Genomic DNA, 22,864 nt, shown 5'->3' with positions numbered 1-22,864 from the left:
ACCCCTCACCCGTCCGCCGGGGCGGGCGAGCCCGCCCCGCTCAGCGCGGCGGGCGGTCCCTGGGCCGCGAACTGCCAGAACCCGTCCAGGCTGGTCCGGAGCAGGTCGGCCACCGCCGTCGCCGTCTCCGGCTCGTCGCCGTGGCCCAGGCCGTCCTCGACCACGTCGGCGGCCAGGTCCAGCAGCTCCTCGGGCAGGGGGCCGCCGTAGCAGGTACGGAACTCCTCCGGCAGGTCGGCGCCCGCCGCGTCGAGGAGCCGCACCAGCTCCTGGCACGCGGGGAAGTAGGCGGCGAAGTCGGTGTGCACCGCCAGCGCGGCGGACGCCTGCTCGGCGTGCAGGGCCACCCAGGACAGCGCCCCGGGGAACGAGAACGCGCCGAACGACCCGCCCGGGCAGGGCAGTTGGGTTGGGGCCGCACCCAGCGCGGCGGCGCACCGCTCCAGTTGCGGGAGGCGCGGCAGCAGAGCCTCGTTGAGCCGGACGAACAGCTCCCCGCCCGGGCCACGGGGAAATCGGGCCAGCAGGGTCGCGTAAGCGACGGTCTCCGCGTGCAGGCACAACAAGTCGGCCTGGACGAGCCGGCGCAGCACGTCGGTGTCCACCGGGCCTTTCCGGGCGAGGGCGAGCAGTGCGTTGGGCCGCTGCGCGTGCTTTTCGTGCTGCGCGTGGATCAGGAGATCGGCGCGGCGGGCCGAATCGAGTTTCACCGAGGAACACCTTCCCGACTCTGCGATAAAAAGGGGAATTCGAGCATGCGTCACCGAGTTCCCGCGCCTATTCGCCCGACACCGTGAAAACGCCGGTACCTTGGGACGAGTCCCCGGTACCTATGGCCTGTTCGACGCCTCTGACCAGGGGTGACGCAGAAATGCGCATCGCATTCCGCCCTGGCGCGGAGCGCGGCGGCAAAGTCGTCGCTCTGTAGTGCCGAAAATGATCGCTGGCGGACCGGTCCGCTGCCGACGCTTCCGTGACAAGCGCTGCGGGTAAGAGGCGGACAAAACCTCACGCCGCTCGGGCAGATCGATCGCCCGGCCACGCATGTGATCACGAGGACGGCTCACCACCTGCGCCGCCGTTTCCGGTGTGCGCGCACATGGAGGCACGCGTGTCCGACAAGCGGTTCCGTTCCCCCGACTCCGTCACACCGGATTCCCTGGGCGAACTCCTCGCTTCCGTGCAGGAGATCGAGCGATTACTGCACGCGATGCTGCGGCTGCTGGAGAGAGGGAGCGCAGCGGCCCCGGCGCCGCCCGGGCCTCCCCGCGCTCCGGCCGCCGGCGGCGGCCCCCTCGCCGTCCCGTCCCCGTCGGCCGGGGCCGAGGGGCGCCGGAGCCTGACTCCGCGCGAGGGAGAGGTCTTCGCACTGCTCCTGACGGGGATGTCCAACCGGGCGATCGCTCGGCGTCTCGGCATCACCGAGCGCACGGTGAAGAACAACCTGCACGCCGTCTACCGCAAGCTGGGTGTCGCCGGACGCGCCGAGGCCATGGCGGGCTTCCTCACCGCGGCCTCGGACACCGGCCGGGCAGAGGCCCCGGGCGCCCCGCCCGGGGACGAGGCCCCCGAACCACGGGGCAGGCGCGAGTCGCCCGGAGGGTCCGGAGCGGTCCGGGCGGCAGGAGAGACACGTGGCGGGCCGAGGCGAGAGCCAGGTCCGTGAACCGGCCTTCGCGTGCGCTCGACTCGGGCCACGCCGACTCCTCCGGCCCGGCTCACTGACGCGGTCGGCGTAGCGGGTCCCAGGAACGTCCCGGCCAGGGCCTGCCGGACGTCCCGTGCCATGGCGTCGATCGACCGTCGCCCGAGTCGGAACGGGCTCGTGGGCGACGCCGCTGACGGGGCCGCGGCCGGTCGAGGGAGGGAAGCCCACCGTCATGGCCTGTCGGCCGCCCCTTTCGGGAATCGCCGACCAACGCCCTCCACGCGCTCCTGACCCGCGCCTCTCCGACCGTCATGCACCGGCTGAGGATCTCGGTCCCGCCCTCGGTGGCCCAGGCGCCCCCGCCTGGCCTCCGCCCTCGAACCGGCCCTGCGGCACCGCTGCGCGCAGGGGGCGAGCGGGCGCGGGCGCCGCGGTCCCGGGGGCCGGCCCGTGAGCCGTCCGGGGCCGGTTGCGGGGTCCCTTTCTCACCCGGCTCGTCAGCGACGGCCACGATCGGCGGAGCCGTCCTGTTCCCGCCGCAGCCTGTGGTGTGGGATGACTGTAACCAGGAACACGATCAAGAGTGCCCACACGGGGTACAGCGCACCCAGCCAGTCATACGGACCAGACCAGCAAGACGACCACGAGAAAAGCAAGGAAAAGGGGGAACAATGGCACAAACCAAGGCGCAGAGCCTACGGAGGGTGGCCTCAGCGGTGGCCTCCGGTGCCGATCCCCGGCAGGCGGCCGAGGAGGAGGTCCGGCAGCGCGCGGGCCGGTCGGCCGGCCGGCCGCAGAGCCGGGGGCAGGCGGGCCGGAGGCGGGACGACGCCGACGAGGAGTCGCACACGCCGGAGGAGGAGGGCATGGACCCCGCCGACTTCCCGGCCGCGAGGGAACAGGGCGGCTCCATCGCCACGGTCATGGCGCAGAAGACGGTCGCCCTCGACGAGGCCGGCGAGGCGCTCAACCAGAGCGAGCAGCAGCGTGAGGGCGGCGAGCAGGTCCACGCGATCTGCCCGATGGTGCTTCCGAAGGGCCGCTCGTTCCTGAGCATGCTCCCGGTGCTGTCGCTGCTCGCCCTGGGCGCGGTGGGCACCGCGGTCGTGTCGACGGTGGACGACTCCCCGCTGACCAACCCGCTCTTCGGACTGCACTACTGGGTGATCTCCGTGGCCGCGGTCGCCTTCGTGTGGTGGCGGCAGGGCATGGTGATGGTCCCGGACGGCTGCCAGGCGCTGATCACGCGCTTCGGGAAGCTGGAGAAGGTCGTCGGCCCGGGCCGGGTGATCCTGATCAGCCCGTGGAAGCGGGTCTCGTACATCCTCAACACCACCCGCGAGTACCCGTTCAACGCACCGGTGCGCGAGGCGCCGACCAAGGGCGGGGTGAAGGCCTCGATCGACCTGTTCATCCAGTTCCGGATCAGCGACGCGACCGAGTTCGTCTACACGCTCGGCGCGGTACGCGGCTTCGAGGAGAAGCTGAGCAACGCGGTGAGCGAGACGATCCGCAGCCTCATCTACGAGCAGGAGGCCGCCGGGATCTACGACATGGTCGGCGAGGACACCGGCCGGCTCCTCGAGCAGCTGAACCAGCAGTTCCGGCCCGCGGTCGAGCTGACCAACGCCAACATCACCCACGCGGAGCCCTCCGACCGCAACTACCGGATGGACCTGGCCGCCCCGGAGATGGTGCGGATGGCGAAGGAGGCCTACACCCACGAGTACGCGCTGATGCTCCGCAAGGAGCAGGACGAGGGCGACCTGAGCAAGGAGCTGGCGACCAGCCACGAGACGCTCTCCGCCATCCACGCCGACATCGCCCAGTACCAGGCCCAGATGGACACCGCCGTGGAGCGCGAGACCAACCGCGCGCAGGCCCTGGCCCGCCAGCGCTACGTACAGGCCGAGTCCGAGGCGAAGGCCAACGCGGCGCTGCTGGAGGCACAGGCACTCGACATCCGCGCGGTGACCGCGGCCGAGGCCCCCGAGATCCTCGAATACCGCTATCAGCAGCAGATCCTCGACACCCTGGAGCAGGTCGCCGACCACCTGCCGCGCCTCGTGCGCATCGGCGGCTCCGCGGACGGCGACGCCGCCGGGGTCGACTTCCTGCGACTGGCCCGGGAGATGGTCGGCGAGCGCGGCGAGGAGCTGTTCAGCGAGGCGGACATGGCCGCCATGCGCGGGCAGCTCACCGCGATCGGCGAGCGCATCGCCGGACGCGAGGACGAGATCGTGGTGCTGCTCCAGGCCGAACGGCCCACCGTGCCGTCGGCCGAGGACGGAGCACCGGCGGCCTCCTCGACCGGCCAGGAGACGGCCGAGCAGGCCAAGGCGTCCGAGGTTCCCGACTTCTCCGAGGAGGCCGGTCAGTGAGTACCGCACGTATGAACCGCAGGTCGGTCATCTCCGAGGCGGTGGCACCCTGGAGCGACATCGCCCAGCTGCTGCGCGGCGGCGAGGCCGGCACCCTGATCCCGGTCATCATCCCCCGCCACCGGCGCAGGCTGTGGTGGATGCTGCCCCTGTGGCTCGGCCTGTTCGCGCTGCTCACGGGCGTGATGCTGTCGCTGCGGGAGGCGGACTCCGACGGCGCGGCGGACTTCGCCTACGCCACACTCGCCGGGCTCGCCTACGCGGCCGGCGGTCTGCTCCTGGTCATCGGCGCGCTGTGGTGGTGGCGCTCCTCCATCGTCGAGATCGAGCAGGGCACCAACGGTGTCCTGACCCGCTACGGTGCGGTCACCCGCACCCTGGACGCCGGTCGGCACTACCTCTGGCACCCCTGGTCGAGGGTGGACTTCGTGGTCGACACGGCCACCGAGATCCCGTACTCCGCACCGGTCATGGCCTGCCCGACGCAGGAGAACGTCCCGCTGCGGTCGATCGAGTTCTTCCTGAAGTTCCGCATCACGGACGCGGTCCGGTTCGTGCGCACGATCGGCGCGGGCAACTTCGACCTGGTGCTGTCCAGCGCCGTCCAGGACGCCATCCGCCAGCGCGCCCGCAAGATGCGCACCGAGCGGGCGTACGACCTGCGCGGCTCGGACGTGGCCGACATGCAGGAGCTGCTCAACCGGCAGCTGGAGCGCTACGGCGTGCGCATCACCGGCTCCAACATCCCGGACGTCCAGCTGCCGACGCAGTACCAGCAGCACCTGGCGACCAGGGAGCGGGTCGCCAAGGAGCGCACGGCGTACGAGCAGGAGTGGGGGCTGACCCGCAAGCGCCGCATCGACAGCCTCGGCATGGACATCGAGCGGGCCAAGAAGGTGCGCGACGCGCGCATCGTCGAGGTCAAGGCCGCGCTCAACAACGCCCGCGAGCAGGTCGCCCAGTTGCTGGAGGAGCAGGAGACCAACGCCCAGCGGGTCCGTTTCGAGATCGAGACCCGCGGTCGCAGCGGTCTGATCTCCGCCGAGAACGAGGCCCGCGCCCAGCGCGCCCTCGCCAAGGCCTACCGCGACAACCGCGCGGTGCTCCAGTACGAGCTGGCCCGCCGCCGCCTCGAAGTGGGCGCGGAGCTGGCGTCGAAGGCGCCGCAGCCGGTGGTCGTACGCACCGACGGCGGCAGCGGCGACACCTCGGCGCTCTCGACCCTGCTCGCCGCGCAGCTGCTGCCGCGGATGACGTCGCTCCCCGCGGCCCCGACGCGGTCCTCCGCGGACGGGCAGCCGGCCGGGGACGGCGACGGCTGAGGCGAGCCCCGCCCGTCACGCTCGACCCGGCGGCTTCCGGCTCCCCTCGGAGCCGGGAGCCGCCGCCGGTGTGTCCCGGGGCCGGCCCCGGGCAGCCGCCCGCGGGCAGGGGCGGCCGGTCACGGCGGCACGCCCGCGCCGCGGTCCTGTCGGTCGCCCGCTTCCCCGTCGGCCCGGCCCCCGGCGGGCGTCCTCCCCGCCGACCGGGCCGGGCGGTCCAGGAGCAGCGGGATCGTCAGAACGGGAAGCAGCCAGACGAACACGATCAGCCGGTGGCCGAGCAGTTGGGCGAGGTTCGGGTGCCCGGCCTGGTTGAGGAGGCCCGCCGCGGCCGCCGCCAGGGCGAGCGGGAGGAGCGGGGTGCGTCGTCCCGACAGCGCCCAGGCCGAGAGGGCGAGCAGGACGGGCAGCACGGGATAGACCACCTGGCGTCGGAGCCACGCCGTCCAGAAGACGCCCTCCTGGGCGAGGAACGCGGGCCAGGGGTCGGGCAGGTCGGGGCGTTCGTAGTGGTGGGTCAGCAGATCCTGGGCGCTGTCCTGCCCCATCGGCCAGGACAGCAGGTGGGCGCCCGTGTAGACGGCCACGGCCAGGGCTGCGCACAGGACTGCCGCACGGCCCTCCGGCGACGCCGGGGCCCCGCACCGCCGGAGCAGGACCCATCGGGGCGCGAGGGCGGCCGCCAAGGCGGCCACGAGGAGCAGCGCCTGCGAGTAGCGCACCAGGAACATCAGCGCCGTCGCGCCCGCGACGAGCACCGTGCCGGTGCGGGGCCGACCGCGCAGCAGCAGCGTGCAGCCGAGGACGACCGCCGTGCCCAGGGCGAGGGAAAGCCCGTCGCTCAGCGGGTTCATCGCTACCGTGCCGGTGGGCAGGGCGAGGTACAGCGCCTGCCCGGCCAGTCCGGCTCGTCGGGACGCGCCCGCGCAGCGCAGGGTGAGCAGCACGCAGACGCTCCCGGCCAGCGCGACGGCCAGCCCGGCGAGCCAGAGGCCCCAAACGGTTCCGAACAGGGCCAGGAAGGGGACCAGGAACAGCGGATAGCCGGGGCGGGCCTCGAAGATGGCCATGAACCGGTGGCGGGCGAACGGCGCCGTCATCCCCGAGCTGTTCCCCTGGCTGGACCAGTAGGCCATGGAGGCGGTCAGCCGGCGTACGCACGCGGCCTCCGACTCCCCGGCCGCCTTCCTGCTCGTCCAGGGCACGGTGTCCAAGGGGGCGTGCTGCGCGCTGTCGCAGGAGTACGCGACGGCCCTCAGGCCCGCCTCGTGCCGGCTCTCCCCGCTGAGGGTCAGCGCGTAGGAGAGGTAGTTCTTCGTATCGGGTGAGGCGCGTCCGGTGACCGCGGTCAGCTGGAGCCCGGTGAAGGCCAGGGCGATCAGCAGCATGCCGAGGAGGCCGAGGCGTCGGGTACTGCGGGTGTCGGACATCGGGCGGGCGCTCCCTGGGCAGGCGGCGGTTGCCCACGTCAACGAGAGAACCGCCGCCGAGTGGCGCTGCACGTTCCGGCGGGCCGGCCACGGCCCGGGGCGAACCGCCCGCGGGGGCTACCGCCCGCGGGGCTTTCCGCGCTTGCCGCTCCGGCCGGCCGCCTTGCCGCCGCGGGACGCGCCCGCGCTTCCCCGGCGGGGGGCTCCGGCCTGCGGGCGCCCGGCGCCGCCTGCCCTGTTCGCCCTGGCCCTGCCCTTGTCCTTCGCCGGCTTCTCCGCCGACTGCGGCGGTGTGGCCGCACGCCCACGGGTGCTGTTGACGGTGCGCCCGCGGACGATCCCGATGAACTCCTCCACCAGGTCGGGGGCGACCTCCGCCTCCGGCCAGGACAGGGCCACGCGCGACTCGGGGGCGTCCCCGACCGGTCGGTAGGTGAGGTCCTTGCGGTGGTGCAGCCGGGCCAGGGACTGCGGGGCGAGAAGGACGCCCACTCCGGCCGCCACCAGCTCGATCGCGTCCGCCGTGGTGGCCGGGCGCTCCACGGCGGGGCGGCCCGGCAGCGCCTCCCAGGCGAGGACGTCGTCGAGCGGGTGCAGAACGATCTCGTCGGCCAGCTCGTCGAGGGACACCTCCTCCGCGGCGGTCGCGACGTGGTCCTTGGGGATCACGACGACGGTCGTCTCGGTGTAGAGGGGGATGGCGCTCAGCCGGCTCCGGTCGACCGGCAGCCGCACGAGCCCCGCGTCCGCGCCGCCGTCCGCCAGCAGCTCCGGCGCCTCCGCCGCAGTGGCCTGGACCAGCTCCAGGGGGGTGCCGGGCAGCCGCTCGTGCCAGACCCTCACCCACTTGGTGGGCGTCACGCCGGGGACGTACGCGAGCCTGAAGGAAGAGGGGGTATCCGAGCCTGTCACCGCTCCAGGCTACCGGTCGGTGGTCGGAGGTGTGTCCCGTGGTCGATACCCTGGACCCATGACGTCGCACAAGACCGCCCAGACCATGAAGCCCGCCACCGCGGCGAAGAAACTGGGTGTGTACCTCCAGGCCACCCCCGCCGAGTTCCAGGAGGGTGCCGTCTCGCGCACCGAGCTCAACGCCCTCCAGACCGACCCGCCCGCCTGGCTGGTGGAGTTGCGCCGCACCGGCCCGCACCCGCGCCCGGTCGTCGCGGCGAAGCTCGGCGTCTCCATCGCGGGGCTCGCCCGCGGCGGGGTCAGCGAGCCGCTCACCACCGAGCAGATCGACGCACTGAAGGACGAGATGCCCGAGTGGCTCCGCAAGGAGCGGGCGACGCAGGCCGAGGTCCGCAAGGAGGCCGCCCGCATCAAGGAGCGCGACGCGGAGCGGGCCGCCCGGTCCGTCTGACCGCCGCGCCGTACGACGAGACGCCCGGCCCACGCTGTACATCGCGTGGGCCGGGCGTCTCGTCGTATCCGGGCGGGGGGTCTTCAAACGCCCCTCGCCCGTTTCTCCGTCGGTCAGAGAACGCCGGACTCGGCGATGGTGACCTTGGCGCGGGTGCGGCCGTTCGGGGTGCCGAGCGCCTCGATCTTGCGGACCAGGGCCATGCCGTCCTCGTCGGCGACCTCGCCGAAGACCACGTGCTTGCCGTCCAGCCACGGGGTGAGCACCGTGGTGATGAAGAACTGCGAACCGTTGGAGTTCGGTCCGGCGTTGGCCATCGAGAGGAGGCCGACACGGTCGTGCTTGAGCGTGAAGTTCTCGTCGGCGAACTTCTCGCCGTAGATGCTCTTGCCGCCGGTGCCGTCACCGCGGGTGAAGTCGCCGCCCTGGAGCATGAACTCCGGGATGACGCGGTGGAAGGACGAACCGGCGTAGCCGAAGCCCTTCTCGCCGGTGGCGAGGGCACGGAAGTTCTCCGCCGTCTTGGGGACGACGTCGTCGTACAGGTTGAACGTGATGCGCCCGGCGGGCGCGTCGTCGATGGTGATGTCGAAGTAGACCTTGGTTGTCATGGTGACATCCTCACATTCCTGGCAACCGCAGGTGAAACCCGGGTTGGGTGCTCGGGAGGGGACCGGGGACGCGCCCGTCCTCGGACGGAGGCCCGGAGTGCGGCGCGCACCGCCTTCACCAGGGCTCTCGCACGGCGGCTCTCCGGCGGCCCGGGAGCCCGCGCCGCGCGTCAGGCGCCCGAGAGCCATTGCGGCATCCGGGCGGCGCCGGCCGGGCGGGGCCGCCGCCCGGGGGCGTGGGCCGCGCCCGTGCGACGGGCACGGCGCGCCTGTCCCGGTCCCGCCCCCGCCCTCGCCCCTCACCCCTCGCGGCCGCCCGCCGGGTCGGCGGGCCGGGCGACCAGCCCTTCCCACGCGCTGCGGAGCCGCCGGACGCCCTCCGCGATCTCGGCCGGCCCGGAGACCGCGGCGAAGCTGAGGCGTACGTGTCCGGCCGGGGGCTCGGCGCAGAAGTAGGGACGGCCGGGGGCGACGGCGACCGAGGACCGCAGGGCGGCCGAGACGACGGCGGGCTCGTCGGTCTCCGTTCCGGCGCCGCCGGCCGGGAGCGGGAGCCACAGGCTGCCGCCGCCCGCCGGGAGGTGCGGCGGGACGAGAGCGGGGAGTTCGCCGGCGAGAGCGGTCGCCATGGCCGTACGGCGGTGCCTCAGCTCCGTCGCGACGCCGGCCAGGTGGCGGGGCCAGGACGGGGAGCCGACGAGCTCCAGCGCGGCTTCCTGGAGCGGACGGGGTACGAAGAAGCTGTCGACGACCTGGATGGCGCGCAGGCGTTCGAACACCGGCCCCCGGGCGGCCAGCGCGCCGACCCGGAGGCTGGGCGAGGTGACCTTGGTGAGCGAGCAGACGTGGACGACGACGCCGTCGGGGTCGTCGGCGGCCAACGGTTCGGGGAGCGGTCCCGCGTCGTCGTGGACGAGCCTCCGGGCGAAGTCGTCCTCGACGACGAACGCGCCCGCCGCGCGGGCGATGGCCAGGACCTCGGGCCGACGGGAGGGCGCGAGCGTGACCCCCGTGGGGTTGTGGAAGAGCGGCTGGGTGACGAAGACGCGGGCTCCGGTGGCGCGGAACGCGTCGGCGAGCAGCTGTGGCCTGACCCCCTCGGCGTCCATCGGGACGGGGACCGGGCGCAGTCCGGCGGCGCGGGCGACGGCGAGCATCCCCGGGTAGGTGGGCGACTCCACGAGAATCGGGGCCCCGGGCGGGGCGAGCGCGCGCAGCGCGGTGGCCAGCGCGCTCTGGCCCCCCGCGGTGATCAGGACGTCGGCCCCGGTCACCGCGGGCCCGATCTCCCGGGCGAACCAGGACCGCAGCTCCGGCAGCCCGTCCGTCGGGGGGCGCCCCCAGGCGCCGGGCCTGCGGCCGGCGCGGGCCAGGGCCGCGGACAGCGCCCGCTCGGGCTGGAGCGAAGCGTGGAGATACCCGCCGTTGAACTCGATGACGCCGGGCGGCGGGGCGGCGAGGGTGACCAGCACACCGGAGGCGTCGACGGTGCGCGGCACCGCCGAGGGCCCGCCGTCGCCGCTCAGCGACACCTCCTGCCACGAGGTGTCGCCGGGGGCGGACGGCTCCGTACGGGGCTGTGCCCGGAAGGCCCCCGCGCCGGGCCGGGTGACGACGAGCCCTTCGGCCGCGAGCTGGGCGATGGCACGGGAGACCGTGACCGGACTGACGCGGAACCGCTCGACGAGCACGCGACTGGACGGCAGCTTTCCACCTGGGGAGTAGCGGTCGAGGTCCGCACGGAGAGAAGTGACCAGTTCGGTGACGCTGCTACGCTGATGCATGAGAACGAAGAGTAGCGCTACCCAAACTTCCACGATAGCGGTCCGGGGTTACACGGCCACTCCACCACCGGTCTCGGACGCTCCGGGCGGCGGACGGGGCGGCCGGCGGGGCCAGGCGGCAACTCCGGCCGGACGGGGCGGCGCCGCCCTCGCCGGACTCGGCGTCGTCGCGTTCTCGCTCACCTTCCCGGCCACCGCGTGGGGCCTGGAGAGCTTCGGCCCCTGGTCCCTGGTCTCCCTGCGGTCGGTGCTCGCGGCCCTGATCGCGGGCGGCGTGCTGCTGGCCGCCCGCGTCCCGCTGCCCGCGCGTCGCCACTGGGCCGGGCTCGCGGTGGTGGGCGGCGGGGTGGTGGTGGGGTTCCCCCTGCTGACGACGCTGGCTCTGGAGACCTCCACCACCTCGCACGCGGCCGTGGTCGTGGGCCTTCTGCCGCTGACCACCGCGGTCCTGGGGTCGCTGCGCACCGGGGAGCGGCCCTCGCGCACGTTCTGGATCGCGGCCGTCGCCGGGGCCGCCGCGGTGATCGCCTTCACCGTGCGGGAGAGCGGCGGCACCCTGGCCACCGGGGATCTGTACCTCTTCGGCGCGCTGCTGGTGTGCGCGGCCGGGTACACCGAGGGCGGGCGGCTGGCCCGGTCGATGCCGGGGTGGCAGGTCATCGGCTGGGCCCTGGTCCTGTGCCTGCCGCTCGCGGTGGCGGGCGGCGCGGTGGCCCTGTCGCTCGAACCGGTCGGCCTGACCGCGCGGGGCGTCGTCGGCCTGGTCTGGGTGGCCGCGGTGTCGACCTTCCTCGGGCTGTACGTCTGGTACCGGGGCATGGCCGCGATCGGTGTCGCCCGCGCCAGCCAGCTCCAGCTCGCCCAGCCGCTGCTGACGCTGGTGTGGTCCTTCTTCCTGCTCGGCGAGGAGGTGTCGGCGGCGGCTCCGGTCGCGGCCGCGGCGGTCCTCCTCTGCATCGCCGCCACCCAGCGGGCGGGCCGCCGCCCAGCGGGGGAAGCCCGGCCCGTACGGACATAGACTGGTTTGTACGGATCACCCTCTCGCCCAGTGAGGAGGCACTCCCGATGGAAGCACACGCGGGCGACCGGCTGCTGATGCACGGCAGGACCGTGGGGCAGCACGACCGGGTCGCGGAGATCGTCGAAGTGCTCGGGGACGGGGGCGCTCCGCCCTTCCGGCTCCGTTTCCCCGACGGCCACGAGTCCCTGATGTCCCCCGGCCCCGACAGCGTCGTCCAGCACATCGAGGCGCCGAAGGGCCGACCACCGCAGTAGGCCGCACGGCCGGGGTCGCGGGCTCTCGCGGCCGGGAGCCGGGGCCGGAGCGTCCGCGGGCGGCCGCCACGGCCTGCCTCACCGCGAGGGGCGCCCCCGGCGCGGGTGGAGCCGGACCCGGTCGCCGTAGTGGTCGGCCACCACACGCCGCATGGCCCCGATCCGGTCGGCGACCACGCTGCGGCCGGAGAAGAAGACGTGGCCGCCCACCTCGTCGTGGCTCTGGGCGAGGGTGAGGTGGCGGGAGAGCTCTGCGGGGTCCTGCCAGGCGTCGGGCTGGGCCGGGTCGCCCGCCTTGTACAGCGCCTCCCCCACGTACAGGTCGACGCCGGTGCCCCGGACGGTCTCGCTCCACCAGGAGAGGAGCTTGGCGTAGTCCGCAGCGGGGAATCCGATGTTCCAGTAGATCTGCGGGCAGATGTAGTCGATCCAGCCCCGCCGGACCCACGAGCGGGTGTCGGCGTACAGGTCGTCGTAGGTCTGCACGCCCGCCCGGGTGTCCGAGCCCAGCGGGTCGGTCGAGGCGTTGCGCCAGACCCCGAAGGGGCTGATGCCGAACCGCACGCGCGGCTTGATCCGGCGGATGCGCTCCGCCGTCCGGCGCACCAGCTGGTCGGTGTTGTCACGCCGCCAGGCCGACCGGTCGGCGAAGCCCGCGCCGTACCGCGCGAACGCCGCGTCGTCGTCGAAGTCCTGGCCGGCCACCGGATAGGGGTAGAAGTAGTCGTCCCAGTGCACGGCGTCGATGTCATAGCGGCGCACCGCGTCCAGCATCGCGTCCTGGACGAAGTCGCGGACCTCCGGTAGCCCCGGGTTGTAGTACAGCTTCCCGCCGTAGGGCACGACCCATTCCGGGTGCTGCCGAGCCGGGTGGGAGGGGATGAGGCGGGTCGGGTCGGTGTGGTTCGCGACCCGGTACGGGTTGAACCAGGCGTGCAGCTCCAGACCCCTGGCGTGCGCGGCGCGCACCGCCGTGCCGAGCGGGTCCCAGCCCGGGTCCCGGCCCTGCGTCCCGGTGAGGCAGGCGGCCCACGGCTCGTAGGGCGAGGGCCACAGGGCGTCGGCCGTCGGCCGGACCTGGAGCACCACCGCGTTCAGCCGCAGGTCCACGGCCCGGTCCAGATACGCGATCAGCTCTGCCTCCTGCCGCGCCGCCGTCAGCCCGGGCGCGGAGGGCCAGTCGAGGTTCGCGACCGTCGCGATCCACATGCCGCGCACCTGCCCCCCGCCCGCCGCGCGCCGTCCGCCGCCCCCTTTCGCCGCCGCGGGGACGGCGGCCGCCTCGCCGGACGCCATCGCCGCCAGCAGACCGGCCGCGCTCAGCACGAAGGCCCTTCTCGCCACACCTGTACGCCGCATTCCGCTCGACCTCGTTCCTCGGTTCCCGCACCCGGCCCCGATAGCTGTGCGTCATCGCATCATGCCCACCCGTAGCCGTCCTGACCCGCGGGCGGTCCGCGTCGGCGCGCGGAGTAACGTCGTGGCGTCGGGGCGGGCACCGGAATCACACGGGACCCTGCGATACGAACAGCGAAAGGCACGAGGTGACGGACTCTATGGCCGACATTGCACGCGTCGGAGTGGTGGGCTGTGGCCAGATGGGCGCAGGCATCGCGGAGGTGTGCGCGCGCAGCGGCCTCGACGTGATGGTCGCCGAGACCACCGGCGAGGCGTTGGAGATCGGCCGCACCCGCCTGCACAACTCCCTCTCCAAGGCCGCGGAACGCGGCAAGATCACCGATGAGGAGCGGGACGAGACCCTGGGGCGCCTGAGCTTCACCACCGACCTCGGGGAGTTCGCCGACCGCGATCTCGTCATCGAGGCCGTCGTGGAGAACGAGCAGGTCAAGACGGAGATCTTCCAGGTGCTCGACCAGGTGGTGACCCGGCAGGACGCGATCTTGGCGTCCAACACCTCCTCCATCCCGCTGGTGAAGCTGGCCGTCGCGACCTCGCGCCCGGATCAGGTCATCGGCATCCACTTCTTCAACCCGGCCCCCGTGCAGAGGCTCGTCGAGCTGATCCCGGCGCTGACCACGTCGGACGAGACGATCGCGCGTGCCGAGGCCGTCGTCCAGGACGTGCTGGGCAAGCACGCGATCCGCGCCCAGGACCGGTCCGGGTTCGTGGTGAACGCGCTGCTGATCCCGTATCTGCTCTCCGCGATCCGGATGTTCGAGTCGGGGATCGCCAGCCGTGAGGACATCGACAACGGCATGGAGATGGGCTGCGCCCACCCCATGGGGCCGCTGAAGCTCGCGGACCTGATCGGGCTGGACACCGTGGCCTCGGTCGCCGACTCCATGTACGCCGAGTACAAGGAGCCGCTGTACGCCGCTCCCCCGCTGCTCCAGCGGATGGTGGACGCGGGGCGGCTGGGCCGGAAGACGGGATCGGGCTTCTACCCCTACGCCTGATGCCCCCCACGTGAGCCGGTTCCGGGCGCCCCGGGGCCGGCTCCTGGCATGTCCTGGCGCGTGCGGTGCTCCATGGCGGGCCGCGCGGTGTCATCGCAGCCGCTCACCGCCCGCTGTCCCCGGGGCCTGCCGCAGCCGGTCGCGCGGCCGGCGGGGCTCCGTCCCGCGCGCGCCCGGCCATCGCGGCGGCCGGGTGAACAGCAGGGCCCGGACCGGCGCGCGGTCCCCGCGTTGCCCGCCGGAACAGGGCAAGGGGCGTACCCGGTGACCGGGTACGCCCCTTCTCAGCGCCCTCGCAGCTACTACGCCCCGCGCAGCACCGCGCCCGTGCGTTCGGCGGCGAGCGCGACTGCGGTGTCGCGGGCGGCCGAGGCCTCCTCGACGGTCAGCGTGCGGTCGGCGGCGCGGAAGCGCAGCGCGTACGCCAGGGACTTGTTGCCCGCCCCGATCTGCTCGCCGGTGAAGACGTCGAACAGCCGCAGCGATTCGAGGAGTTCGCCCGCGCCCTCGCGCAGCGCCCGCTCCACCTGTGCGGCCGGGACGTCCTCGGCGACGACGAGGGCGACGTCCTGGGTCGCCACCGGGAAGGTGGAGATCCTCGGCGCCTGGAGCGCTCCGTCGACGGCCTGCTCCAGCACGTCGAGCTCGACCTCCGCGGCGCAGGTCCGCTCGGGCAGGTGGAGCGCCTTGATGACGCGCGGGTGGAGTTCGCCCGCGTGCCCGAAGAGGGTCTCCTCGCCGTTCACGGTGACGTACAGCGCGGCGCAGCGGCCCGGGTGCCACGGGGCGTGCTGGTCGGCGCGGACGACGACCTCGACGCCGGCCTCCCCCGCGATCGAGCGGGCGGCCTCTACGGCGTCCGCCCAGGTCGCCGGGGTGCCCCTGCCCCACCAGCCGGCCTGCTCGCGGGCACCCGCGAGGACGACGGCGGCACGGCGGGGCTGATGCGGCAGGGCCGCGTCGAGACCGGCGATCTCCTCGTCGGTGGGCCGGCGGTCGACGGGCAGCCGGACGGCCGGCGTCCAGGAGCCGGTCGGCCGGAAGACGAGACCGGTCTCGAAGAGCGCGAGGTCGTGGCTGCCGCGGCCGTCGTTGCGCCGCAGTGCGCCCAGGAGGCCCGGCAGCAGCGTGGTGCGCAGCGCCGGCTCCTCGTCGGAGAGCGGGTTGACGAGCTTCACCGTGCGGCGGCGCTCGTCGTCCGCCTCCAGGCCGAGCTGGTCCAGGACGGCGTCGCCGGTGAACGGGTAGCTCAGCGCCTCGACGTATCCGGCTCCGGCCAGCACGCGACCGATGCGGCGGTGCAGGCGCTGGCGGTCGGTGAGACCTCGGCCGGAGGGGGGCGTCGGCAGGGTGGAGGGCAGGTTCTCGTAGCCCTCCAGCCGGATGACCTCTTCGGCGAGGTCGTTCGGCTCGTGCAGGTCGGGCCGCCACGACGGGACGGTGACGATCAGCTCGTCCTGCCCGTATACGTCGCAGCCGACCTGCTGGAGGCGGCGTACGACGGTCTCGCGGCCGTAGTCCACTCCGGCGACCCGGTCCGGGTGGTCGGCCGGCATGGCGATGGTGCGCGGAGCGAAGGGAGCGGTGATCTCGGTGACCCCGGCCTCCGCGGTGCCGCCCGCGAGGAGGACCAGCAGGTCGACGGTGCGCTGCGCGGCAGCGGCGGCGGCCTGCGGGTCGACGCCGCGCTCGAAGCGCTTGGACGCCTCGGAGGACAGCTTGTGGCGGCGCGCGGTGCGGGCGATCGAGATCGCGTCGAAGTGCGCGGCCTCGATGACGACCTCGGTGGTGAGGACGGACTCGCCGTCCGCGTCGGCGATCTCGGTGTCGGCGCCGCCCATGACGCCCGCGAGACCGATGGGCCCGCGGTCGTCGGTGATGACCAGGTCCTCTGCGTCCAGCACGCGCACGGCGCCGTCGAGCGTGGTGAGCTTCTCGCCCTGCTGGGCGCGGCGCACGCCGATCGGCCCCTCGACCCGGGTGCGGTCGTAGGCGTGCAGCGGCTGGCCGAGCTCCAGCATCACGTAGTTGGTGATGTCCACGGCCAGCGAGATCGGCCGCATCCCGGCCTTCTGGAGGCGTCGCTGCAACCAGATCGGCGAGCGCGCCTCCGGCTGGAGGCCGGTGACGGTGCGGGCGGTGAAGCGGTCGCAGCGGGACGGCTCCGAGATCCGGACCGGGTAGCCGTACGCGTTGGGCGCGGGCACGTCCAGGAGCGCCGGGTCGCGCAGCGGCAGTCCGTAGGCGATGGCGGTCTCGCGGGCGACGCCGCGCATCGACAGGCAGTAGCCGCGGTCCGGGGTGACGGCGATGTCGAGGACCTCGTCGACGAGCTGGAGCAGCTCGATCGCGTCGGTGCCGACCTCGTGCTCCGGCGGCAGCACGATGATGCCGTGGGCGCCGTCGTCCCCCATGCCGAGCTCGTCGGTCGAGCAGATCATGCCGTGCGAGGTCTTGCCGTACGTCTTGCGGGCGGCGATCGCGAAGTCGCCGGGCAGCACCGCGCCCGGGAGGACCACGACGACCTTGTCGCCGACCGAGAAGTTGCGGGCGCCGCAGACGATCTCCTGCGGTTCGCCGGTGCCGTTGGCGGAGCCGACGTCGACGGTGCAGAAGCGGATGGGCTTCTTGAAGCCCTCCAGCTCCTCGATGGTCAGGACCTGTCCGACGACCAGGGGGCCCTTGAGGCCCGAGCCGATCTGCTCGACGGTCTCGACCTCAAGGCCCACGGAGACGAGCTTGGCCTGTACGTCACGGCCGGTCTCCGTCGCCGGCAGGTCGACGTACTCCCGCAGCCAGGAAAGCGGGACGCGCATCAGATCTCCATCCCGAACGGCCGGGTGAACCGGACGTCACCCTCGACCATGTCTCGCATGTCTTCGACGTTGTGGCGGAACATCAGCATCCGTTCGATGCCGAACCCGAAGGCGAATCCGCTGTACTTCCGGGGGTCGACGCCGCAGGCGGTGAGGACCTTGGGGTTGACCATGCCGCAGCCGCCCAGCTCGATCCAGCCCTCGCTGCCGCAGGTGCGGCAGGGGCGGTCGGGGTTGCCGACGGACTCGCCGCGGCAGACGTAGCAGACCATGTCCATCTCGGCGGACGGCTCGGTGAACGGGAAGAAGTTCGGCCGCAGCCGGGTCTTCATGTCCGGTCCGAAGAGCGCCTGGACCATGTGGTCGAGGGTGCCCTTGAGGTCCGCCATGGTGAGGCCCTCGTCGACGGCGAGCAGCTCGATCTGGTGGAAGACCGGCGTGTGCGTGGCGTCCAGCTCGTCGGTCCGGTAGACCCGGCCGGGGCAGACCACGTAGACGGGGGGCTTGCGCTCCAGCAGGGAGCGGGCCTGGACCGGCGAGGTGTGCGTACGCAGCACGACGCCGGACTCGTCGCCCTCGGTCGCCTTCCCGTCGGGCGTGGCGCCCTGTACGAAGAAGGTGTCCTGCATCTGGCGGGCCGGGTGGTCGGGCACGAAGTTGAGGGCGTCGAAGTTGAACCACTCCGCCTCGACCTCCGGGCCCTCGGCGATCTCGTAGCCCATGGCGACGAAGACGTCCGCGACGCGCTCCATGATCGTCGTCAGGGGGTGGCGGGCGCCGGCCGGGGTGCGGTCGTAGGGCAGGGTGACGTCCACGGCCTCCTCGACGAGCACCCGGGCGTCGCGCTCGGCCTCCAGCTCCGCCTGCCGGGCGGCGAGCGCCTTGGAGACGGCGCCGCGGGCCTGGCCCACGCGCTTGCCCGCCTCGGCCTTGGCCTGCGGGGGCAGGGCTCCGATCTCGCGGTTGGCGAGGGACAGCGGCGAGGTGGAACCGGTGTGCGCGGTCTTCGCCTGGGCGAGCGCGTCGAGGTCGCCGGCGGCGGCGAAGGCGGCGAACGCCTCGTCCCGCAGGCGCTCGATCTCTTCCGGTTTCAGTGCCTCGACCTCTACTGGGTCGTACGACTTGTTCGGTGCCGACATCTCTTCCCGTGCTTCCGATTGGCTGGTGGCGCGACCCCGCTCGACGACTGGAGGACGCAAAAGTGCCAAAGGTCGAGTCTAAAGGCCGCAGGACGGTCGGGAGGCCCGCGGGCTGCTCACGCCAGGTAGGCGGGGGCGCTCACGGGCAGGATAAATCGGAACTCGGCCCCTCCGCCGGGCCCGCGGCCGACGGTGATGGCCCCGCCGTGCGCCTCGACGATGCCCTTGACGATGTAGAGGCCCAGGCCTGTGCCGCCGCGCTTGCTCCCCCGCCAGAAGCGGGTGAAGACGCGGCTCATCGACTCCTCGGGGATGCCGGGGCCTTCGTCGCTCACGGTGACTGCCGTTCCCGTCTCGTCGGTCTCCCCCGGTGCGGGCGCCGGGGCGATCTCAATGGTGACGGTTCCCTCGCCGTGGCGCACCGCGTTTTCCAGGAGGTTGCCGAGGACCTGGTCGACCTTGTCGGGATCGGCCCACAGCTCGGGCAGCGGTCCCCGGGCGCGGACGAGGAAGCGTCCGGGGGCCTGGCCGCCCGCGGTCAGCGCCTGGATGTGGCGGGCGACGGCGGCCGCGATGTCGACGGGCTGGCGGCGCAGCTCCAGGCGGCCGGAGTCGATCCGGGAGATGTCGAGCAGCTCGGCGATGAGCCGGGTGACCCGGCCCGCGTCCGCGTCCACGGTCTCCAGCATCAGCCGCTTCTGGTCGTCGGTGAACCGTTCCCACTTGGCGAGCAGGGTGGCGGTGAAACCTTTGACCGAGGTGAGCGGGGAGCGCAGCTCATGGGCGACGGTGGCGATCAGCTCGGCGTGGCTGCGTTCGGTACGGCGGCGGGCCTCTGTGCCGCGCAGCGAGACCACCACCCGTCGCACCGGGCCGGTGGGCCGTTCGCGCACGTAGCGCGCCGAGACGAGGACCTCGCGACCGCCGGGGAGCAGCAGATTGCGTTCGGGCTGGCCGTTGCGGATGGCGAGACCGCCGTAGGGGTCGGTCAGGGGCCACCACCGCTTGCCCTTGAGGTCCTCCAGCGGGAGGGCGGTCTCCAGGGGGCGGCCGATCGCCTCGGTGCGGGGAGTGGCGGTGATGCGGACCGCGGCGGCGTTGAAGCAGACGACGTGTCCGCTCTCGTCGGCGACGACGAGGCCGTCGGGAAGATCGTCGGGGTCGACGCCGAAGCCGGAGCCGTCCGGATCGATCGCCCGCCGGTCCGGTTCCCTGCTCGCGGCGCGCTCCGCAGCGGTGTGCGCCGGACGCGGCGAGCTCATGCCGACAGCCATTCTCCCGTATCCCCACCTCTCGAACCGGTGCAGTGGGCCCCCGAGTTCGTCACCTTACTAGGCGTCAGGGAACCGGCGACACCCTGCGGGGGCGCGCGACGGGGGTACGCCGGCGAGCCGGGCACGCGCCGGGCCGCAACCGTCCGGCGGCGAGCCCTCGGGCCGTCTCCCGCTTACGCGTCGGGGGCGCGGCGCGGGCGCTGGGCGCGGGCGGAGGCGTAGAGGCAGACGGCGGCGGCGGTGGCCAGGTTGAGGCTCTCCGCCCTGCCGTGGATGGGCACCCGGACGACGGCGTCGGCGAGCGCGCGGGTCTCCTCCGGCAGCCCCCAGGCCTCGTTGCCGAAGACCCAGGCGGTGGGGCCGCCCATGGTGCCCGCGTCCAGCTCGTCGTCCAGGTCGTCGGCCCCGGCCCCGTCGGCGGCGAGGATGCGCACCCCGGCGTCGCGGAGCCCCCGCACGGCCTGCTCGACCGGGACGCCGACGGCGACGGGCAGGTGGAAGAGGGAGCCGACCGAGGCCCTCACCGACTTGGGGTTGTAGAGGTCGACCGACGCGTCGGTCAGGACCACGGCGTCCGCGCCCGCGGCGTCCGCGCAACGCAGGACCGTGCCGGCGTTGCCGGGGTCGCGCACATGGGCCAGCACGGCCACCAGGGCGGGCTTGGCCGCGAGGATCTCCTGGAACGGCGAGTCCAGGAACCGGCACACGCCGATCAGGCCCTGCGGGGTGACGGTCTGGGAGACGTCGGCGAGGACGTCGCGGTCGGCCAGGTGCACCCGGGCGCCGGCCCGGTGGGCGGCGGCGACGATGTCGGCGTACCGGTCGGCGGCCTCCGGGGTGGCGAAGAGCTCGGTGAGGGTCGACTCGCCGCCGCTCCCCCGGTGGGCGGCGGCCTCGCGCACGGCCTGGGGTCCCTCGGCGATGAACCTGCGCTCCTTGCCGCGGAAGTTCCGTCTGGCCAGCCGGCGTGCGGCGGCGACGCGCGGGGAACGCGGCGAGATCAGTTCGGGGGTGCCCATGGTCGGCGGCGAGCCTCTCTGCGTACGGCTGTGGCGGTGCGGGGGGCGGGGCAACGCACCGGACCCGCAGGCGGTGTGCGCCTGCGGGTCCGGTTCGCGTACCTGGAAGGTCGTGCCTGGATCAGGCGGCCTTCGGGGCGTTGACGTCGCTCGGGAGGGCCTTCTGGGCGACCTCGACGAGGGCGGCGAACGCGTTGGCGTCGTTGACCGCGAGCTCGGCCAGGATCTTGCGGTCCACCTCGATGTTGGCGGCCTTCAGACCCTGGATGAGGCGGTTGTACGTCATGCCGTTCTGGCGGGCAGCGGCGTTGATGCGCTGAATCCACAGCTGACGGAAGTCGCCCTTGCGCTTCTTGCGGTCGTTGTAGTTGTAGACCAGGGAGTGGGTGACCTGCTCCTTGGCCTTGCGGTACAGACGCGAGCGCTGACCGCGGTAGCCGCTGGCGGCCTCGAGGATCGCCCTGCGCTTCTTGTGGGCGTTGACTGCCCGCTTGACGCGTGCCACTTGTTGACTCCTTGTAGCGGGGCCGTGGTGGTCCTCACACGGCCCGGAAACGAATTGGTCCCGGTGTGATCGAGGTCGTGCCTCCGGCGGGGGCCGGAGGCCGGACCTCACTTGCCGAGAAGCTTCTTGATCTTCTTGGCGTCGGCCGGAGCCATGACGACCGTGCCGGTCAGCGAGCGGGTCTTCTTGGACGACTTGTGCTCGAGAAGGTGGCGCTTGCCGGCCCTCTCGCGGAGCACCTTGCCGGAGCCGGTGATCTTGAAGCGCTTGCTGGCACCGCTGTGCGTCTTGTTCTTCGGCATCGCGCCGTTCTCTCCTCGTCAGTGGCGCCCCTCGCGGTGCGGGCACCGGGGAGCAGGGGCGTCAGATCTCTATGGGAATTCCGGGGGGACCCGGAGCCGCCTGGATGGCGGCTCCCGCGGTCACGCCTCGGAAGGTGTCTCGGCCGAAGCCTCGGGCGCGTCGGCCGGAGCCTCGGCGGTGCCGCTCTCGGGCGCGGCGTCACTCGGGCCCTGACGCTCGGCCTTGCGGGCGGCCTGGGCCTCGCGGGCCTCGGCCATGGCTTCGGTCTTCTTCTTGTGCGGGCCCAGAACCATGATCATGTTCCGGCCGTCCTGCTTCGGGTTCGACTCGATGAAGCCGAGGTCCTCGACGTCCGAAGCGAGACGCTGAAGCAGTCGGAAGCCCAGTTCGGGGCGGGACTGCTCACGACCACGGAACATGATCGTGATCTTGACCTTGTCGCCCTGCTTGAGGAACCGGACGACGTGACCCTTCTTGGTGTCATAGTCGTGCGGGTCGATCTTCGGCCGGAGCTTCATCTCCTTGATGACCGTGTGCGCCTGGTTCTTGCGCGCCTCACGGGCCTTCATGGCCGACTCGTACTTGAACTTCCCGTAGTCCATGAGCTTGCACACGGGCGGACGGGCTGTCGCCGCCACCTCGACCAGGTCGAGGTCATACTCCTGTGCGAGTTCCAGGGCCTTGGCAAGCGGAACAATCCCGACCTGCTCGCCACTGGGACCGACAAGTCGGACCTCGGGAACGCGAATCCGGTCGTTGATGCGGGGCTCGGCGCTGATGGATCCTCCTCGGTAGCACCACGCGACCGCCTGGCGGACAGCCGCGTAACGTCTGTTGTGTAAGACCAACCGAGCCGGAAGCACAAAAAGGCCCCGGACGGGACACAGGCAGGGCTCCAGAACTACCGGAACACCGCCACGGTGAGCCGCGGGGCTATCGGGCGGCTCCATCGTCCGTACGGAACGATGGTCGCCGCCTGACCGGTGACCCGCCGCCCCGCAGGGGCGACCAGGTGGGAGATCGGAGCCTCCACTTGTGGGCCGGGCACATAGGTGTCCGGCCGGTCGTTACACAAGGTTAGCAGCCTGTCCGCGCGGGCGCTAATCCTGTGCCTCGCCTTCCGGCGGGGGTCCCTCCCGCGGACGGGAGGGCCGCAGCCTGGCCTTATCGTGTGGGACATGAGTGACGCGACCCCCAGCAGTGAGAACCCCGGCTTCGACGACATGGCCCGCGACATCGCGGAGGTCCCCGCGGTCGAGGTGATCGTGACGGTCGCCGTCAACCTGATGAGCGCGGCCGCCGTGAAGCTCGGCCTGACCGAGGAGGGCGAGCAGCACAAGGACCTCGACGAGGCCCGGAAGCTGGTCCACGCCCTGGGCGGGCTGCTGGACGCGAGCGCCACGGAGATCAGCACCTTCCACGCCTCCCCGCTGCGCGACGGCCTCAAGTCCCTCCAGCTCGCCTTCCGCGAGGCCTCGCTGGTGCCGGACGAGCCCGGCCAGGGCCCCGGCGAGAAGTACACCGGGCCGGTCTACGGCTGATCGTCCACCCCTCCCCGTTCCGTCGCGAGAGAGCCC

The 22,864-nt window shown here is 72.9% G+C and carries 21 protein-coding genes; 8 read left to right on the top strand and 13 right to left on the bottom strand.

The window, feature by feature from the left end:
• Positions 1 to 5 precede the first annotated feature (5 nt).
• Positions 6 to 710 carry a hypothetical protein gene (locus tag V9U70_RS13845; protein WP_336675182.1) on the bottom strand — a complete coding sequence of 235 codons (705 nt, stop codon included), beginning with the start codon at positions 708 to 710 and terminating at the stop codon, positions 6 to 8.
• A 401-nt stretch (positions 711 to 1,111) separates the two neighbouring features.
• Between V9U70_RS13845 and V9U70_RS13840 the strand changes: the two genes are divergently transcribed.
• The 3 genes from V9U70_RS13840 to V9U70_RS13830 all read left to right on the top strand — a co-directional run bounded on the left by V9U70_RS13840 (position 1,112) and on the right by V9U70_RS13830 (position 5,351).
• A complete protein-coding gene (locus V9U70_RS13840; protein ID WP_336675181.1) occupies positions 1,112 to 1,666 on the top strand; it encodes a helix-turn-helix transcriptional regulator in 555 nt (184 codons plus the stop codon).
• A gap of 653 nt (positions 1,667 to 2,319) precedes the next feature.
• A complete protein-coding gene (locus V9U70_RS13835; RefSeq protein ID WP_336675180.1) occupies positions 2,320 to 4,029 on the top strand; it encodes an SPFH domain-containing protein in 1,710 nt (569 codons plus the stop codon).
• Positions 4,026 to 5,351: an SPFH domain-containing protein gene (locus V9U70_RS13830; protein WP_336675179.1), complete on the top strand. Its 1,326-nt coding sequence runs from the start codon at positions 4,026 to 4,028 to the stop codon at positions 5,349 to 5,351. Before V9U70_RS13835 ends, V9U70_RS13830 begins: the two co-directional genes overlap by 4 nt.
• 119 nt (positions 5,352 to 5,470) lie before the next feature.
• Here V9U70_RS13830 and V9U70_RS13825 read toward each other — a convergent pair whose 3' ends face one another.
• Both V9U70_RS13825 and V9U70_RS13820 read right to left on the bottom strand, forming a co-directional pair.
• Positions 5,471 to 6,781: a hypothetical protein gene (locus V9U70_RS13825; protein WP_336675178.1), complete on the bottom strand. Its 1,311-nt coding sequence runs from the start codon at positions 6,779 to 6,781 to the stop codon at positions 5,471 to 5,473.
• Positions 6,782 to 6,898: 117 nt separating this feature from the next.
• Positions 6,899 to 7,693 carry a LysR family transcriptional regulator substrate-binding protein gene (locus V9U70_RS13820; RefSeq protein ID WP_336675177.1) on the bottom strand — a complete coding sequence of 265 codons (795 nt, stop codon included), beginning with the start codon at positions 7,691 to 7,693 and terminating at the stop codon, positions 6,899 to 6,901.
• Positions 7,694 to 7,751: 58 nt separating this feature from the next.
• On the opposite strand from V9U70_RS13820, the gene V9U70_RS13815 reads away from it, so the two are divergent.
• The gene (locus tag V9U70_RS13815) at positions 7,752 to 8,144 is read left to right on the top strand and encodes a DUF5997 family protein (protein ID WP_336675176.1); all 393 of its coding nucleotides are present in this window, start codon (positions 7,752 to 7,754) and stop codon (positions 8,142 to 8,144) included.
• 113 nt (positions 8,145 to 8,257) lie between these two features.
• On the opposite strand, the gene V9U70_RS13810 is transcribed toward V9U70_RS13815, so the two are convergent.
• Positions 8,258 to 8,755 carry a peptidylprolyl isomerase gene (locus tag V9U70_RS13810; protein WP_336675175.1) on the bottom strand — a complete coding sequence of 166 codons (498 nt, stop codon included), beginning with the start codon at positions 8,753 to 8,755 and terminating at the stop codon, positions 8,258 to 8,260.
• 299 nt (positions 8,756 to 9,054) lie between these two features.
• Positions 9,055 to 10,539, bottom strand: coding sequence for an aminotransferase-like domain-containing protein (locus V9U70_RS13805; RefSeq protein ID WP_336675174.1), 1,485 nt, complete (start codon positions 10,537 to 10,539; stop codon positions 9,055 to 9,057).
• Here V9U70_RS13805 and V9U70_RS13800 point away from each other — a divergent pair.
• Together V9U70_RS13800 and V9U70_RS13795 are read left to right on the top strand one after the other, a co-directional pair.
• Positions 10,538 to 11,557: a DMT family transporter gene (locus V9U70_RS13800; protein ID WP_336675173.1), complete on the top strand. Its 1,020-nt coding sequence runs from the start codon at positions 10,538 to 10,540 to the stop codon at positions 11,555 to 11,557. The two genes, V9U70_RS13805 and V9U70_RS13800, sit on opposite strands and share 2 nt — an antisense overlap.
• Before the next feature lie 47 nt (positions 11,558 to 11,604).
• A complete protein-coding gene (locus V9U70_RS13795; RefSeq protein ID WP_336675171.1) occupies positions 11,605 to 11,814 on the top strand; it encodes a DUF1918 domain-containing protein in 210 nt (69 codons plus the stop codon).
• 78 nt (positions 11,815 to 11,892) lie between these two features.
• Here the strand turns inward: V9U70_RS13795 and V9U70_RS13790 are convergent, their stop codons facing one another.
• Positions 11,893 to 13,173, bottom strand: a complete 1,281-nt coding sequence (locus V9U70_RS13790; RefSeq protein ID WP_473828695.1) for a glycoside hydrolase family 10-like protein — start codon at positions 13,171 to 13,173, stop codon at positions 11,893 to 11,895.
• 197 nt (positions 13,174 to 13,370) lie between these two features.
• On the opposite strand from V9U70_RS13790, the gene V9U70_RS13785 reads away from it, so the two are divergent.
• The gene (locus V9U70_RS13785) at positions 13,371 to 14,231 is read left to right on the top strand and encodes a 3-hydroxybutyryl-CoA dehydrogenase (protein ID WP_336675167.1); all 861 of its coding nucleotides are present in this window, start codon (positions 13,371 to 13,373) and stop codon (positions 14,229 to 14,231) included.
• Positions 14,232 to 14,533: 302 nt separating this feature from the next.
• Here the strand turns inward: V9U70_RS13785 and pheT are convergent, their stop codons facing one another.
• The 7 genes from pheT to infC all read right to left on the bottom strand — a co-directional run bounded on the left by pheT (position 14,534) and on the right by infC (position 22,135).
• Entirely contained in the window at positions 14,534 to 17,047 is a 2,514-nt protein-coding gene (pheT, locus tag V9U70_RS13780; RefSeq protein ID WP_336675165.1) for a phenylalanine--tRNA ligase subunit beta, read from the bottom strand.
• Positions 17,047 to 18,186 (bottom strand): phenylalanine--tRNA ligase subunit alpha, encoded by a 1,140-nt coding sequence (pheS, locus tag V9U70_RS13775; RefSeq protein ID WP_336675163.1) that lies wholly within the window; start codon positions 18,184 to 18,186, stop codon positions 17,047 to 17,049. Before pheS ends, pheT begins: the two co-directional genes overlap by 1 nt.
• 116 nt (positions 18,187 to 18,302) lie before the next feature.
• Positions 18,303 to 19,460: a sensor histidine kinase gene (locus V9U70_RS13770; RefSeq protein ID WP_336675161.1), complete on the bottom strand. Its 1,158-nt coding sequence runs from the start codon at positions 19,458 to 19,460 to the stop codon at positions 18,303 to 18,305.
• Between the two features lie 173 nt (positions 19,461 to 19,633).
• Positions 19,634 to 20,479, bottom strand: a complete 846-nt coding sequence (locus tag V9U70_RS13765) for a TrmH family RNA methyltransferase (RefSeq protein ID WP_336675160.1) — start codon at positions 20,477 to 20,479, stop codon at positions 19,634 to 19,636.
• Positions 20,480 to 20,600: 121 nt separating this feature from the next.
• Complete coding sequence (gene rplT, locus V9U70_RS13760; protein ID WP_003970214.1) at positions 20,601 to 20,984, bottom strand: 50S ribosomal protein L20; 384 nt, start codon at positions 20,982 to 20,984, stop codon at positions 20,601 to 20,603.
• Between the two features lie 107 nt (positions 20,985 to 21,091).
• Positions 21,092 to 21,286: a 50S ribosomal protein L35 gene (gene rpmI / locus V9U70_RS13755; protein ID WP_336675158.1), complete on the bottom strand. Its 195-nt coding sequence runs from the start codon at positions 21,284 to 21,286 to the stop codon at positions 21,092 to 21,094.
• Positions 21,287 to 21,406: 120 nt separating this feature from the next.
• A complete protein-coding gene (gene infC, locus V9U70_RS13750; RefSeq protein WP_336675156.1) occupies positions 21,407 to 22,135 on the bottom strand; it encodes a translation initiation factor IF-3 in 729 nt (242 codons plus the stop codon).
• A gap of 330 nt (positions 22,136 to 22,465) precedes the next feature.
• Here infC and V9U70_RS13745 point away from each other — a divergent pair, with 330 nt between their 5' ends.
• Positions 22,466 to 22,828: a DUF1844 domain-containing protein gene (locus V9U70_RS13745; protein ID WP_336675154.1), complete on the top strand. Its 363-nt coding sequence runs from the start codon at positions 22,466 to 22,468 to the stop codon at positions 22,826 to 22,828.
• The last annotated feature ends 36 nt before the right edge of the window (positions 22,829 to 22,864 follow it).

The sequence above is a fragment of the Streptomyces pratensis genome (assembly GCF_037137275.1).
GTDB lineage: Bacteria > Actinomycetota > Actinomycetes > Streptomycetales > Streptomycetaceae > Streptomyces > Streptomyces pratensis_B.
This window is presented reverse-complemented; position numbering and strand designations above follow the sequence as displayed.

Coding starts and splice junctions, on each gene's coding strand:
- V9U70_RS13745 (WP_336675154.1), top strand. CDS start 22,466: ATGAGTGACGCGACCCCCAGCAGTGAGAACCCCGGCTTCGACGACATG.
- V9U70_RS13815 (WP_336675176.1), top strand. CDS start 7,752: ATGACGTCGCACAAGACCGCCCAGACCATGAAGCCCGCCACCGCGGCG.
- pheS (WP_336675163.1), bottom strand. CDS start 18,186: ATGTCGGCACCGAACAAGTCGTACGACCCAGTAGAGGTCGAGGCACTG.
- V9U70_RS13765 (WP_336675160.1), bottom strand. CDS start 20,479: ATGGGCACCCCCGAACTGATCTCGCCGCGTTCCCCGCGCGTCGCCGCC.
- V9U70_RS13805 (WP_336675174.1), bottom strand. CDS start 10,539: ATGCATCAGCGTAGCAGCGTCACCGAACTGGTCACTTCTCTCCGTGCG.
- V9U70_RS13835 (WP_336675180.1), top strand. CDS start 2,320: ATGGCACAAACCAAGGCGCAGAGCCTACGGAGGGTGGCCTCAGCGGTG.
- V9U70_RS13795 (WP_336675171.1), top strand. CDS start 11,605: ATGGAAGCACACGCGGGCGACCGGCTGCTGATGCACGGCAGGACCGTG.
- V9U70_RS13790 (WP_473828695.1), bottom strand. CDS start 13,173: ATGCGGCGTACAGGTGTGGCGAGAAGGGCCTTCGTGCTGAGCGCGGCC.
- V9U70_RS13810 (WP_336675175.1), bottom strand. CDS start 8,755: ATGACAACCAAGGTCTACTTCGACATCACCATCGACGACGCGCCCGCC.
- pheT (WP_336675165.1), bottom strand. CDS start 17,047: ATGCGCGTCCCGCTTTCCTGGCTGCGGGAGTACGTCGACCTGCCGGCG.
- V9U70_RS13800 (WP_336675173.1), top strand. CDS start 10,538: ATGAGAACGAAGAGTAGCGCTACCCAAACTTCCACGATAGCGGTCCGG.
- V9U70_RS13770 (WP_336675161.1), bottom strand. CDS start 19,460: ATGGCTGTCGGCATGAGCTCGCCGCGTCCGGCGCACACCGCTGCGGAG.
- V9U70_RS13785 (WP_336675167.1), top strand. CDS start 13,371: ATGGCCGACATTGCACGCGTCGGAGTGGTGGGCTGTGGCCAGATGGGC.
- rpmI (WP_336675158.1), bottom strand. CDS start 21,286: ATGCCGAAGAACAAGACGCACAGCGGTGCCAGCAAGCGCTTCAAGATC.
- V9U70_RS13825 (WP_336675178.1), bottom strand. CDS start 6,781: ATGTCCGACACCCGCAGTACCCGACGCCTCGGCCTCCTCGGCATGCTG.